Here is a 12,384-nt window from a genome sequence, read left to right on the forward strand (position 1 = left end):
TGAATATAGGGCTCAGCCCAGGAGTGAACCATGCTCGTACAACGCGTTTTTGCCGTTGCAATGCTGCTTGTCTGTCTCGGTTTGGCGGTGATGGCCTGGCCTTATCAGGCGGCTTTTTCCTATGAACCCGTCGGCCCTCGCGCCTTCCCTTTGCTCATGCTGGCTTTGATGGGGCTGGGGCTGATCTACATGGTCTTTCGTCCATCGCCCGTAGTGCATAGCGAAGATGACCCCAAACTGGATCGCGAAACCCTGACCAAGATTGGTCTGTGTGTCGTACTGCTGCTGATTTTCGCCGGTACATTCGAGACCCTCGGTTTCATTCTCAGCAGCACCCTGATCGGCATCCCGATGGCGCGCCTGTATGGCGGGCGCTGGCTGCCCAGCATCGTGATCATCAGCTTGATGAGCGTCGGCCTTTATTTACTGTTCGATAAAGCCATGGACGTTCCGCTGCCTCTTGGCCTGCTCGACGTTCTGGAGAACTGATATGGATACTTTTGGCTATTTGGGCCAGGGCTTCGGCGTCGCGCTCAGCCCTTACAACCTGGTCACCGCGTTGTGCGGCACCTTGATCGGCACCGTGGTTGGATTACTGCCAGGGCTTGGCCCAATCAACGGGGTCGCTCTGCTGATCCCTATCGCCTTCGCCCTCGGGTTACCGCCGGAGTCGGCACTTATCCTGCTGGCAGCGGTGTATTTGGGCTGTGAATACGGCGGGCGTATCAGCTCGATCCTGCTGAACATCCCGGGGGAAGCTTCGACCGTGATGACCACCCTCGACGGCTACCCAATGGCCCGCAAGGGACTGGCTGGCGTGGCGTTGTCGTTGTCGGCCTGGAGCTCATTTATCGGTGCCTTTATTGCCACCTGCGGCATGGTGTTGTTCGCACCGCTGTTGGCCAAGTGGGCGATTGCTTTCGGTCCGGCGGAGTATTTTGTGCTGATGGTGTTCGCCATTGTCTGCCTGGGCGGCATGGCGGGAGATCGGCCACTCAAGACCTTTATCGCAGCCCTGATTGGCCTGTTTCTGGCGTGCGTGGGGATTGATGCCAACAGCGGCGTTTACCGTTTCACCGGGGACAACATCCACCTGACTGACGGCATTCAATTTGTCGTTCTGGTACTGGGATTGTTCTCCATCAGCGAAATTTTATTGCTGCTGGAAAAAACCCACCGCGGCCAGGAAGTCGTAAAAGCCACTGGCCGCATGATGTTCAATTTCAAGGAAGCCTCGGCGGTGTTCGTGGTGAATATCCGCTGTGGTCTGCTCGGCTTCGTCATGGGCGTACTTCCAGGGGCAGGCGCCACCCTGGCCAGTGCCGTGGCCTACATGACTGAAAAACGCCTGGCGGGTGCTACCGGCAAATTTGGCGAGGGTGACATGCGCGGTCTGGCGGCTCCCGAAACGGCCATTGGCGCTTCGGCATGCGGCGCGCTGGTGCCGATGCTGACGCTGGGTGTACCGGGTTCGGGCACCACGGCGGTGATGATCGGCGCCTTGTCTCTGTACAACATCACACCCGGCCCGCTGTTGTTCCAGCAGCAACCGGATATCGTCTGGGGCCTGATCGCCTCGTTGTTTATCGCCAACATCATGCTGGTGATCCTCAACATTCCGATGATCCGCATCTTCACCCGGATACTTTCGGTGCCTAACTGGGCGCTGGTGCCGGTGATCGCAATTATTACCGCCATTGGCGTCTATGCCGTTCACGCCACTACATTCGATCTGTTCCTGATGATCGGTATCGGCATTTTCGGCTATATCCTGCGCAAACTCGACTTCCCGCTGTCTCCGGTACTACTGGGGTTCATTCTGGGCGGGCTTATGGAGCAAAACCTGCGCCGCGCCCTGTCGATTTCCAATGGTGCACTGGAAATCCTTTGGGCAAGCCCGATCACGTTGGGCGTTTGGGTACTGACTGCGCTCATGTTGCTGATGCCTGTACTGCGTATCTGGCGTAAGCGTAGTGCTCAACGTCGCGCCTTGGCCGATGCGTGATTCAGGACTCAAACACTGGTGGGGAACGCCGCTGGTCGGTCTGGCCGGCGGTTATCTCGCCAGCCTTATCGGCTGGCCACTGCCGTGGATGGTCGGCTCCTTGCTCGCGATCATCCTGGTACGTTGCCTGACACCCTGGCAACTGGCCGAAATTCCTGGCGGGCGAAAATGCGGACAATGGATTGTCGGCATCGGCATCGGCCTGCATTTCACGCCCGTGGTGATGGAGCAAGTGCTGGCGCATTTTTGGCTGATCCTGGCTGGCGCCCTGCTCACCAGTGTTTCGAGTGTGATCGGCGTATGGCTTATGCGTCGCAGCGGCGAGGATCGCGCGACGGCGTTCTTCTCCAGCATGCCCGGCGGCTCGGGAGAGATGGTTAACCTCGGCGCACGCAATGGTGCCGTGTTAAGCCGCGTTGCAGCAGGCCAGAGCCTTCGGGTGCTGACTGTTGTACTGTGCGTCCCGGCAGCCTTCAAGTATCTACTGGGCGAAGGTGCACCTGCCTTACACCCCGCCCCCATCAACGTTTACTCGTTACTGTTGTTGTTTCCAGCAGGTGCTTTGCTGGCCTGGATCTGGCAACGCTTGCGTCAACCCAATCCGTGGTTGTTCGGACCACTGCTAGTCAGCGCCAGCGCCAGCATCCTGTGGGATTTGCATATCGGTCTGCCTGACGGCAGCAGCCAGATGGGCCAATGGTTAATTGGCAGCGGGCTGGGCTGCCACTTCAATCGAGCGTTCTTCCGTCGGGCACCTTCGTTCATTGGCCGAACACTGCTGGGCACAGCGCTGACGATGCTGATCGCTAGTCTGTGCGCACTGGGCTTGAGTGCTCTTACCCAACTCGATCTGCGCTCCATGACCCTGGGCATGATGCCGGGCGGGATTGCTGAAATGAGCCTTACAGCAGAAACACTGCAACTTTCAGTTCCACTGGTCACCGCCTTGCAAGTCATGCGCCTGATCTTCGTGCTGTTTTTGGCAGAGCCTTTGTTTCGGTACTGGACGCGGGATCACTCCCGCTGAAATACCACCGATCAATGTAGGAATTCTCGTAAGATGTTAAAGGTGTTCCTACAACCTTACTGAGTTGTTGGTGTGTAGCAAGTGCGCTTATTTTTAATGCTCAAACAATGAACCTGCGCTTACACCAACCACTACAGCAAGGACACCACATGCATAGTTCTGCTCATTCAGAAAAGTCACTTTGCCGACTGACCCCGCCGACACCCCAGCCGTTCATACCGAGCCTCACTCAGAAAGAACAAGAAATACTTGAGTGGTGTGCCAAGGGAAAAACCAGCGCTGAAATTGCAATCATTCTGAGCCGGTCAGAAACTACGATCAACTTCCACATGGCTAACTTACGCCTAAAGTTCGATGTTACGTCACGTCACGCCGCGGTACTTAAAGCCATTAAGCTCGGCATCACCCTTCTACCCTGAGCGGAATTGCCTGGACGCTCTCCAAGGGGCAAACCATGACCACACGCCCCTTTACCTCACCTCATCAAGCATCATCAACTCAAAAATCGAGGCAACTACCCACTTGAATCTTTACATCAAACAAATACATTGATCCCAGAGTACACACCATGACAATTGAAATAGTTAATCTAGCTCAATACTGGTATTTCGAAACAAAACTGTCCATCGTCGTCGCAATGATCGATCGTGACACTCTATTTGGGGCAAGCTTGGGTGCATGTATCGTGACGAGCAGGCGCGGCAACCTGAAAGGCTGGAGATTTCCAGGGTCATTTTTCCTGAGTGCCGGCGTTGGGTATTTGTTTGCCCCCGTGGTACTGCCACACCTGCCAGGCTTGTCTTCGGGTGTCACCGCATTTATTTGCGCACTTATCGTCATCCCCATCAGTATAAAATTAACGGCTTGGGTAAATACAGCAGACATAGTTGAAATAATCCGGCGTTTACGCCCACCTAAGTAAATCAAGAGCCCCATCAAACAATTGAAACTGCCAGCCTGCTCTTGAGCTCACTGCCACAGTCCTGACACCGGCGAAGGCGCGGCACTAGGCTTAATCAAACTCACTTTCAACAGCCCAAGTATTTCAATTGGTTTCAGGCCACACACATCTACTCACTCCAATTTGACTTTATTGAGCTTTTCGGCAGAATTTAAGCTTACCGAGTACTTCCAGTATTTCTGCCATGTAACCTTACCCATAAAAATAAAGGCAAAAAGCGCGATCACATGAACTTAATGAACAAACACTAACAACAACCACAGTTCCTACAAGCAAGGTAAAAATAACCTACACACCATTTATAAAACATTTCAAACCCACCCATAACGATCCTGGCCCACGATCAACGGATTGGTCTTTTTTTGAAATTAGCGTGCATGTTCAATCAGGCACCTTACGATAGTTCAACTGGAGTCAATCATGAGCGCCTACAAAATGGTTTGCCCGCACTGCCTAAGTAAAATGCGTATTCGCACCAGCGAGGGTCGCCACATATTCTTGCGTGTCGCTTACTTGCAGTGCACAACTGAAGCCTGCGGCTGGTCAGTCAGAGCCGAGTTTGAAATGACCCATGAGTTATCTCCCAGCGGCATGCCTAATCCCAACGTCCACCTTCCCGGCGTAAATCGTGAACTGCGCCAAGCAGCTCTACTTTATGAAAACCTGCCTTGCAAGTAGTTAGGAGCAACATCATGAACATCACCTACCTGGACATCAGTATCGGCAGCGAGACGTTCGCTAGCATGAGCATCCGGTTCGACGCAGTGACTTGGGTAGCACGCGTCGGCGCAATTGCAGAAAAATTGACAGGCACAACCGACAATTGTCGATTGTGCACTGCCTGATTCAAATCGAGTTTTAACACTGAGACCCTACACACCAGGCTGCCTTACCTGGTGTGCAAAACGATGATCAACTATCGCGGCCAACCACCCCGCTACTGCCTGAACTGTTTATGCCAGTGGCAGTTTCCAGTCGATCGGGGACAAGCCATTTTGCTCAAGGAACTTGTTGGTTCGACTGAAGTGGCCGTTACCGATAAACCCTCGATAGGCCGATAGCGGCGATGGGTGCACCGACGTCAGCACCAGATGCTTGGTCGCATCAATCAGTTTTTGCTTGCTCTGCGCGTGGGCGCCCCACAGCAAGAAAACAAGTTTAGGCTGCTGCTCACTCACTACCTGAATAATTCGGTCAGTAAAGTGCTCCCAGCCCTTTTTTGCATGGGACGCGGCATTGGCACGCTCCACCGTCATCGTTGTATTGAGCAGCAGAACACCCTGCTCAGCCCAATGCTGCAAGCAGCCGTGGGGGGCGATGTCGATATTCAAATCGCGCTTGAGCTCTTTATAAATATTGACCAGCGAGGGCGGGGTCGGGACACCGGGCTGCACTGAAAAACACAACCCATGTGCCTGGCCTGGGCCGTGATAAGGGTCCTGGCCAAGGATAACCACCTTGATCCTGTCCAACGGCGTCAGGTTCAAAGCGTTGAAAATAAGCGGGCCCGGTGGGTAAATTTCCTTACCGGCTGCATGCTCCTGACGCAAGAATTCACGCAGTTCGGCCATGTAAGGTTTATCGAACTCTTCACGCAAGGCCTGCTTCCATACAGGTTCAAGTTTTATACGGTCATCCGACGTCATGGCTACATCCTGAGAAACAATGGGGCGGACACTAGAAAAGCCCGCCGCCATTGTCAACATCACCGGTGGTTCCACCCCCGCCCACCATTATGACCAGCGCCATAACCCGGCCCATGACCGTAACGATAGCCTGGCCCCTGAGGGTAATACGCGGGCCCATGGTAATAGCGTGGAGACGGGGCATAGTAGCCTCGCGGATACACGTAATACGGACGATAGCCGCCATAGTAATAAGGGGCCGGAGCCGTATAGACCTCTGTACGATAACCTTCGTAACCCGAGTAATAAGGCACGCAAGCAGATACAGCCAAGCCAAGAACAACGATAGAGAGCAGGCGACGATACATGGCGGCCTCCTGGACCGCGAAAGAGCACATCCAGCGACGCTGGAAGGCGACAAACAGCAACGCTGTCTGACACCTGTTAAGACCGCAAAAATGATTTTCAGTGCCGTGAATAAAAAACGTCAGACCGGCGGATCAAGCAGAGAGGCAACACACTGCCCTCCGCCCTCCCCTCTGTCACCCGGCTGTTGTATCAAAACTGATGGATTACCGAGTTACTCCAGTATGGAAAAAGCACAGGCGCCTGGATCTGAAACAGTGCATTCATAGAGTTTCAGACCCAGCCCACTTTCCATAAACGTCCAGTTGCCTACATTGAGCAGACGCATTGAGTGCTCTTCAGCGCGGCTTTGTCGATAGTGCAAATTCACACGGGAACGATCCTGCGCTTTATATTCGCAATAGCCAATTTTCCCTACAGAGCCTTGCTGATTACTTTCCGGATAAAACACCCCGGCCTCAAATGATTCCAACCGCGAAGCCGACTGCGCGCCAGACACAGCGATCCATTCGCTCCCGGCCTTGGCGGCCGGCGCGGTGTAGATACCCGCCCGCAGGGTTACACTTTCAACACTCGGACAACTTTCGGCTGTATTAGCCCATGAACTTGCCGAATAAAATAACACCCACAAAAATATACAAATAACTTTCATAACCAGCCACCTCTAAATATTTATTTAAAACTTGATAGTTCTCGACACTCACCCCTTGCCGAAGCACCCAATACTAATCAACCCTCACAACTTGACAATGCAATTCTTAGTAGGCGAATTCCGATAATTGTGCACGAACTTTTAAATACCCACTTACTGAAAAATTAATGAATTTTCATACGCCCCGCGCATAAAAATACGTACGCCCTCGACAGCGTTTACTATGGAGCGATTAAGCGCCTGCCCCACAACGGACACCCAGACATGACCACTCCCGAGATTTGCCCTGCATGCGGGGCCCGCAACGACTGTTCCATGGCAAACCCTGCAACCGTCGACCAACCCTGCTGGTGCTACAGCGTCAGTATCGACCCCGAAATCATCCGCGCCTTGCCACTTGAACAGCGCGACCTGACATGCCTTTGCCCTCGCTGTGCGAACGTTCAAAGCCAATTGCAGCCAGCGCAATCGGAGCACCTAAAGTAATATGCAGGTCTGTTTTTCTTGTGATTAATCGCTATGCGTGTAGACCGTTTCCTGAGCAACTTGCCCCAGTTCAACCGCCAACAAGTACGCTTGCTCCTGATCGAGAAGCGGATCCAGGTGGATGGGCAGGTGATTAGCGATCCACGCCACGAAATCCGGGCATTCAGCAGGATTGAGTTCGACGGGCAAATCCTTCAGGCAGGTAAACCAGCGCGGTATTTCATGCTGCATAAACCACCTGGCTGTGTAAGCGCCACCCAGGACCCGGAGCACCCGACGGTACTTGATTTGCTCAATGAGCCCGACCAGCACGAACTGCACATTGCAGGCCGGCTGGACTTCAATACCAGCGGGCTGATGCTGATCACCAACGATGGGCAGTGGTCGCGCCATGTGACCCAACCCCAAACCAAAATGCCCAAGGTGTATTACGTCGAGACGGAACAGGAAATCGGCCCCGAGTACATCAGCAAATTCATTGAAGGCGTTTATTTCGCCTTTGAAGACCTGACAACACAGCCCGCCGAACTGGAGTTGCTCGGCCCTTGCAGTGCGCGCCTGAGTATCGTTGAAGGTCGTTACCATCAGGTCAAACGCATGTTTGGCTACTTCAACAACAAGGTTGTACTGCTGCACCGCGAAAGCATCGGCCCGCTGGTACTCGACAGCCAACTGGCCCCCGGCGAATATCGGGCGCTGAGCGATCAGGAAATACAACTATTCCAAGGGCCGCCCGCACACTAGCCGTCAACGGACTATCCCCTTACCCTTGCCTGTAACAATCGCGGTGCACCATCAGTCAGACCGACGCTCGATTCACTGGAGTCTGACGCCATGATGAAGCCCGAAATTGCAGTGCTCGATATTCAAGGCCAATACCGAATTCACACCGAGTTCTATCGGTGCGATAACGCAGAGAACACCATCATCTTGGTCAATGGTTCGATGGCGACGACTGCGTCATTTTCCCAGACCTTGAAAAACCTGCACCCGCATTTGAATGTTGTTCTTTACGACCAGCCTTACGCCGGAAAGTCCAAACCTCATAACCCTCATCAGAAAATGCTGACAAGAGAACTGGAAGCGCAGGTGCTTCTGGAGTTGATAGAGCACTTTGATGCAAATTATCTGCTGTCGTTTTCCTGGGGGGGCACAGCGGCGCTGACCGCACTGGCATCTGCGCCACGGCGTATCGAAAAAGCCGTGATCAGTTCTTTTTCACCGTTGATCAACGAAGCCATGCGCGACTATCTGGAGCGTGGTCGTCACTGCCTGGCGGCCTGCAACCGGACCCAGGTCGGCAATCTGGTGAATGACACGCTGGGCAAGCACTTGCCCCCGCTCTTCAAACGCTTCAACTTTCGGCATGTCAGCAGCCTGGCCGAGCATGAATATGCGCAGATGCACTTTCATATCAACCACGTTCTGAACAGCGACCAGCAGTGCTTCCTCAGTGCAGCCAAGGGGATCGAGATCCCGGTGTTATTTATCAATGGCGCATGGGATGAATACACCGTGGCCAGCGACGCTCAGCACTTTGCGCAACCGATTGCCAACAGCCAGTTTGTCAGCCTGGAAAACACCGGGCATTTTCTGGACATGGAACACAAGTCCGCCAGCCATATCAGTAAAAACGCCCTGCTCGACTTTCTAAAACCGACGCAGCTTCAACCACAGTCACTCTCCCTGTGAGCGCGTGCGAGACAAACAACAGGTCGAAAAAACGCTGCGAAGTGCATATTTTCAGAATAAAACTTCTCATCAAGGCCGACTTCTGGTACAAAGTCAGCCGCTCTGAGCGGGTGTCGTATAATGGTATTACTCCAGCTTCCCAAGCTGATCACGCGGGTTCGATTCCCGCCACCCGCTCCACTTTTGCTTCCATGGAAACTCCCAAATTCCATAAGCAGCTCAAAGTAAGAATCCCTTCTTCAAGTCAAAATCCCCCACACTGCGCTACGCCTCAAACGCTGACTTTTCTCACCGGTGCTGAAGTGCGCTGACGTGTTTCCCACTGTGCAGCCAACCCCACAACCACATCGGATTCAGGAAGCATCTTGCACCCACGAACCAGATCTGCGGCCCGCTCGGCCAACATGATGGTAGGAGCGTTGAGGTTGCCGTTCGGCTCTGTCGGGAATACAGACGAGTCGATCACACGTAAACCCTCGACCCCGCGCACTCGCAGTTGTGAATCCACCACTGCCATATCGTCCTCCCCCATGCGGCACGAACCACAAGGGTGGTAGGTGCTTTCCAGATTTTCGCGTACGAAGGCATCGATCTCGGCATCGCTGTTCACGTTCGGTCCTGGTGCAATCTCGGTGTCACGGAAACGGTCCATAGCGGGTTGGCCAATGATTTCCCGGGTCAGGCGCACGCAACGTCGAAAACCTTCGCGGTCCTCTTCGCGTTGCAAGTAGTTGAACAGAATCTCAGGATGCTCATAGGGATCCGCCGAACGAAGCCGTACATGGCCACGACTTTTGGGTTTGTTCGGCCCGGTGAGCACCATAAAGCCGTGGCCCTTGATCGGCTTTTTGCCGTCATAGCGCATGGCAGCGGGCAAGAAGTGAAACTGAATATCCGGCCAGCGCAGACCCTGTTCGGAACGGATAAAACCGCCAGCTTCAAAGTGGTTGGTTGCTCCGAGCCCGTCCTTGCACAACAACCAGCGCAGGCCAATCGTCAGTTTGCTCAGGGGGTCCATTTTGCTGTTGAGGGTGACCGGTTCCTTGCAGCCGTACTGGATGTAGATTTCCGAGTGATCCTGAAGGTTCTCGCCCACTCCAGGCAGATCGTGCAGCACCTCTACCCCGGCCTTTTCGAGCACTACCGAGGGGCCGATTCCGGAGCGTTGCAACAGATGCGGCGAGCCAATCGGCCCCGCGCAAATCAGCACTTCGCGCTTGCAGTAAACCGTGTGGGTCTGGCCGTCACGGTCGTAGCTGACGCCCACTGCGCGCTGGCCGTCGAGAATGATCTGACGGGTCATCGCCAGTGTGATCACAGTCAAATTGGGACGCTGCATGGCAGGTCGTAAATAGGCATTGGCCGTAGAGCAACGAACGCCGTCTTTGACCGTCATATGCATGGCGCCAAAGCCTTCCTGCATGTAGCCATTGCAGTCATCGGTCTTGATGTATCCCGCTTCGGCACCGGCATCGACCCAAGCCCCGTACAGCGGGTTTTTCATCTTGTTGCCGCTGGTGGTATGCAGCGGGCCGCTGCCTCCGCGATACTCGTCACCGCCCGCTTCACAACTCTCGGCACGCTTGAAGTACGGTAGGCAATTGCGATAGCCCCAGCCCTCTGCGCCCAAGGATTCCCACTCGTCAAAGTCAAAAGCATGGCCACGGATATAGACCAGCCCGTTGATAGACGACGAGCCACCCAGCACCTTGCCCCGCGGACAATGAATGCGACGGCCATCGAGGTAAGGCTCGGGCTCGGACTCATAGCGCCAGTTGTATTTGGTGGTGTTCATCGGGATCGAAAACGCACTCGGCATCTGGATCACCACACTGCGATCGCTACCGCCGTATTCGAGCACCAGAACCTGAGTATCGAGGTCTTCGGTCAGCCGATTGGCCAACACGCATCCGGCAGAACCTGCGCCAATGATGATGTAATCAAAATCTTTGATCGACATGTCTATCTCCCAAAATTCGTAATGCCGGACAGCGGCGCAAGCGGCATCGCTGCCTTGTCCCCGGTGGTGAAATGCGGATGCGTCAGTTCGATCCGCTGAATGACGGCTTCTTCGTTTTTGAGATCGATCGAGCGGCTTAACCAGTAATACACAAGCCCCGACACGATGAGCCCGACCAGCCAGGCGATATCTATATTGCCCAGAGCCTTGGCCAGCGGGCCGACATAGACTTCCTTCTGCGCCACCCCATCAAAGATGTAGAAGAACGGGATCATCGCGACGAAACCAATGGCATATGAAGCGAGGCCACGCATGCCCCAACTGCCATAGAGGCTGTCGTGCGGCGTGAAAAAGTGCGGGATGGCATAGCGCCCCTTGCGCACAAAGAAGTAGTCGGTGAGGTTCACGGCCGTCCATGGCACCAGGAAATACAGCATCACCACCAGATAGATCCCCAGCACCGACAAACCTTTGTCCGACCCCTGAAGGCTCAGCGACACACCCAGTTGCAGCAGGATCACAAAAGCGATTGCGAGGATACGTGCCCTGCGCGTCGGCTCGATGTGTTTGATCGAGTCCACGCACGTCAAGGTGGTCAGCTTGGCGCTGTAAATGTTCATGGCGATAACCGGCAAAAACACCAGAATGGTCACACCGACCACAACAATGCCCATCAAGGGGGAGACGGTGTTGCCCACTTGCGACAGCGCAACCAGAACGTTACTCGCATGCAGGTGATCGGCCAGCCAGGCACCCACGGCAATCATCCAGGCACCGGACAGAGAAGCGCCGAGAAACACCACCGCGATCAGTTTCCCGCTATGGGTGTTCTTGGGCAGGTAGCGTGAGTAGTCGGATACGTATGGCGCATAGGCAATGTTGTAACTGGCGGCTGCGGCAAACTGGGTGATAAAGCCGGTCCAGTTAAAACCCAAAGGTGCCGGGGTTGCCTCACCCGCAGCGAGCAGCGGCATCGGTGCATCGGGCACCCAATTCATCATTACTGCCAGCGTCACCAGACCGTAGAGCGGGATCGACAGAAACAGCGCCCACTTGAAACTGCGGTGCATCCAGTCATGGCCCAGAATCGCCAGCACCGTCGCTGGCACCGTCACGGCCAGCGCCACAATCAGCGGGTTGAAACCGAAGAGCTCCTTGAGGCCCTGCATCATCAACACCATGTTGACAATGTTGAAACCGGCGAACACAAACAGCGTGGCCAACAGTGCCAAAATCACCCCGCGATAACCGAACTGGGCCCGCGACTGGATCATCTGCGGCAAACCCAAGTGCGGCCCTTGGGAGCCGTGAAATGCCATGAACAAAGTGCCAAACATGATACCCAGCGTGCCGGCCAGGATGGTCCATAAGGCACTCAGCCCAACACTGGGGCCAACGAAACCTATGGTCATGGTGAAGAATGTGAAGTTACCAAGAAACCAGAACGGCCCCTGGCTGGACAGTTTGTCGGTGCGCTCGCTTTCGGGAATAAAGTCGATCGAGTGCCCTTCGACAGCCGATTTGGGAAGAGTGTCCATGATGTACTCGCAAAGGTAGTGAAGATCATGACCAGATAACCGACCTGCTCCGGCACGCACTGGAGTGCGTCT

Annotated in this window: 14 protein-coding genes and 1 tRNA gene; 11 read left to right on the forward strand and 4 right to left on the reverse strand. The window is 54.6% G+C overall.

What is annotated here, in order from left to right; translation table 11 throughout:
• The first annotated feature begins 30 nt into the window (after positions 1–30).
• The 7 genes from U5A05_RS18820 to U5A05_RS18850 all read left to right on the forward strand — a co-directional run bounded on the left by U5A05_RS18820 (position 31) and on the right by U5A05_RS18850 (position 4,838).
• Positions 31–489 carry a tripartite tricarboxylate transporter TctB family protein gene (locus U5A05_RS18820; protein ID WP_261739400.1) on the forward strand — a complete coding sequence of 153 codons (459 nt, stop codon included), beginning with the start codon at positions 31–33 and terminating at the stop codon, positions 487–489.
• 1 nt (position 490) lies between these two features.
• Positions 491–2,005 carry a tripartite tricarboxylate transporter permease gene (locus U5A05_RS18825; RefSeq protein ID WP_321834312.1) on the forward strand — a complete coding sequence of 505 codons (1,515 nt, stop codon included), beginning with the start codon at positions 491–493 and terminating at the stop codon, positions 2,003–2,005.
• Entirely contained in the window at positions 1,998–3,032 is a 1,035-nt protein-coding gene (locus U5A05_RS18830; RefSeq protein WP_321834313.1) for an AbrB family transcriptional regulator, read from the forward strand. The genes U5A05_RS18825 and U5A05_RS18830 overlap by 8 nt, the downstream gene beginning before the upstream one ends.
• A 149-nt stretch (positions 3,033–3,181) precedes the next feature.
• Positions 3,182–3,451: a response regulator transcription factor gene (locus U5A05_RS18835; RefSeq protein ID WP_261739403.1), complete on the forward strand. Its 270-nt coding sequence runs from the start codon at positions 3,182–3,184 to the stop codon at positions 3,449–3,451.
• Between the two features lie 149 nt (positions 3,452–3,600).
• Positions 3,601–3,954, forward strand: a complete 354-nt coding sequence (locus U5A05_RS18840; RefSeq protein WP_261739404.1) for a putative holin — start codon at positions 3,601–3,603, stop codon at positions 3,952–3,954.
• A gap of 459 nt (positions 3,955–4,413) precedes the next feature.
• Positions 4,414–4,671: an Ogr/Delta-like zinc finger protein gene (locus U5A05_RS18845; protein ID WP_261739405.1), complete on the forward strand. Its 258-nt coding sequence runs from the start codon at positions 4,414–4,416 to the stop codon at positions 4,669–4,671.
• 14 nt (positions 4,672–4,685) lie between these two features.
• The gene (locus tag U5A05_RS18850; protein ID WP_321834314.1) at positions 4,686–4,838 is read left to right on the forward strand and encodes a hypothetical protein; all 153 of its coding nucleotides are present in this window, start codon (positions 4,686–4,688) and stop codon (positions 4,836–4,838) included.
• Positions 4,839–4,946: 108 nt separating this feature from the next.
• Here U5A05_RS18850 and ung read toward each other — a convergent pair whose 3' ends face one another.
• Both ung and U5A05_RS18865 read right to left on the reverse strand, forming a co-directional pair.
• Positions 4,947–5,639: a uracil-DNA glycosylase gene (gene ung, locus U5A05_RS18855; protein ID WP_321834315.1), complete on the reverse strand. Its 693-nt coding sequence runs from the start codon at positions 5,637–5,639 to the stop codon at positions 4,947–4,949.
• 559 nt (positions 5,640–6,198) lie between these two features.
• The gene (locus U5A05_RS18865; protein ID WP_261739409.1) at positions 6,199–6,636 is read right to left on the reverse strand and encodes a DUF3757 domain-containing protein; all 438 of its coding nucleotides are present in this window, start codon (positions 6,634–6,636) and stop codon (positions 6,199–6,201) included.
• A 264-nt stretch (positions 6,637–6,900) separates the two neighbouring features.
• Between U5A05_RS18865 and U5A05_RS18870 the strand changes: the two genes are divergently transcribed.
• From U5A05_RS18870 to U5A05_RS18885, 4 genes are all read left to right on the forward strand, one after another.
• Positions 6,901–7,122, forward strand: coding sequence for a cysteine-rich CWC family protein (locus U5A05_RS18870; RefSeq protein ID WP_261739410.1), 222 nt, complete (start codon positions 6,901–6,903; stop codon positions 7,120–7,122).
• A 33-nt stretch (positions 7,123–7,155) separates the two neighbouring features.
• On the forward strand, positions 7,156–7,866 hold the full coding sequence (locus U5A05_RS18875) for a pseudouridine synthase (protein WP_261739411.1): 711 nt from the start codon (positions 7,156–7,158) through the stop codon (positions 7,864–7,866).
• Between the two features lie 93 nt (positions 7,867–7,959).
• Positions 7,960–8,814, forward strand: coding sequence for an alpha/beta fold hydrolase (locus U5A05_RS18880; protein WP_321836534.1), 855 nt, complete (start codon positions 7,960–7,962; stop codon positions 8,812–8,814).
• A 106-nt stretch (positions 8,815–8,920) separates the two neighbouring features.
• Positions 8,921–8,994 (forward strand) — tRNA-Gly (locus U5A05_RS18885).
• A 91-nt stretch (positions 8,995–9,085) separates the two neighbouring features.
• On the opposite strand, the gene betA is transcribed toward U5A05_RS18885, so the two are convergent.
• Together betA and U5A05_RS18895 are read right to left on the reverse strand one after the other, a co-directional pair.
• Positions 9,086–10,774: a choline dehydrogenase gene (gene betA, locus U5A05_RS18890; RefSeq protein ID WP_261739412.1), complete on the reverse strand. Its 1,689-nt coding sequence runs from the start codon at positions 10,772–10,774 to the stop codon at positions 9,086–9,088.
• Between the two features lie 2 nt (positions 10,775–10,776).
• Positions 10,777–12,312, reverse strand: a complete 1,536-nt coding sequence (locus U5A05_RS18895) for a purine-cytosine permease family protein (RefSeq protein WP_321834316.1) — start codon at positions 12,310–12,312, stop codon at positions 10,777–10,779.
• Positions 12,313–12,384 lie beyond the last annotated feature (72 nt).

It is taken from the genome of Pseudomonas kulmbachensis (assembly GCF_963681935.1).
Taxonomy (GTDB): Bacteria; Pseudomonadota; Gammaproteobacteria; order Pseudomonadales; family Pseudomonadaceae; genus Aquipseudomonas; species Aquipseudomonas kulmbachensis.

Excerpts from the sequence above, each read along its gene's own strand:
- U5A05_RS18895 (WP_321834316.1), bottom strand. The coding sequence starts at position 12,312 with ATGGACACTCTTCCCAAATCGGCTGTCGAAGGGCACTCGATCGACTTT.
- U5A05_RS18870 (WP_261739410.1), top strand. The coding sequence starts at position 6,901 with ATGACCACTCCCGAGATTTGCCCTGCATGCGGGGCCCGCAACGACTGT.
- U5A05_RS18825 (WP_321834312.1), top strand. The coding sequence starts at position 491 with ATGGATACTTTTGGCTATTTGGGCCAGGGCTTCGGCGTCGCGCTCAGC.
- U5A05_RS18880 (WP_321836534.1), top strand. The coding sequence starts at position 7,960 with ATGAAGCCCGAAATTGCAGTGCTCGATATTCAAGGCCAATACCGAATT.
- U5A05_RS18865 (WP_261739409.1), bottom strand. The coding sequence starts at position 6,636 with ATGAAAGTTATTTGTATATTTTTGTGGGTGTTATTTTATTCGGCAAGT.
- U5A05_RS18830 (WP_321834313.1), top strand. The coding sequence starts at position 1,998 with ATGCGTGATTCAGGACTCAAACACTGGTGGGGAACGCCGCTGGTCGGT.
- betA (WP_261739412.1), bottom strand. The coding sequence starts at position 10,774 with ATGTCGATCAAAGATTTTGATTACATCATCATTGGCGCAGGTTCTGCC.
- U5A05_RS18835 (WP_261739403.1), top strand. The coding sequence starts at position 3,182 with ATGCATAGTTCTGCTCATTCAGAAAAGTCACTTTGCCGACTGACCCCG.
- U5A05_RS18850 (WP_321834314.1), top strand. The coding sequence starts at position 4,686 with ATGAACATCACCTACCTGGACATCAGTATCGGCAGCGAGACGTTCGCT.
- ung (WP_321834315.1), bottom strand. The coding sequence starts at position 5,639 with ATGACGTCGGATGACCGTATAAAACTTGAACCTGTATGGAAGCAGGCC.
- U5A05_RS18820 (WP_261739400.1), top strand. The coding sequence starts at position 31 with ATGCTCGTACAACGCGTTTTTGCCGTTGCAATGCTGCTTGTCTGTCTC.
- U5A05_RS18875 (WP_261739411.1), top strand. The coding sequence starts at position 7,156 with ATGCGTGTAGACCGTTTCCTGAGCAACTTGCCCCAGTTCAACCGCCAA.
- U5A05_RS18845 (WP_261739405.1), top strand. The coding sequence starts at position 4,414 with ATGAGCGCCTACAAAATGGTTTGCCCGCACTGCCTAAGTAAAATGCGT.
- U5A05_RS18840 (WP_261739404.1), top strand. The coding sequence starts at position 3,601 with ATGACAATTGAAATAGTTAATCTAGCTCAATACTGGTATTTCGAAACA.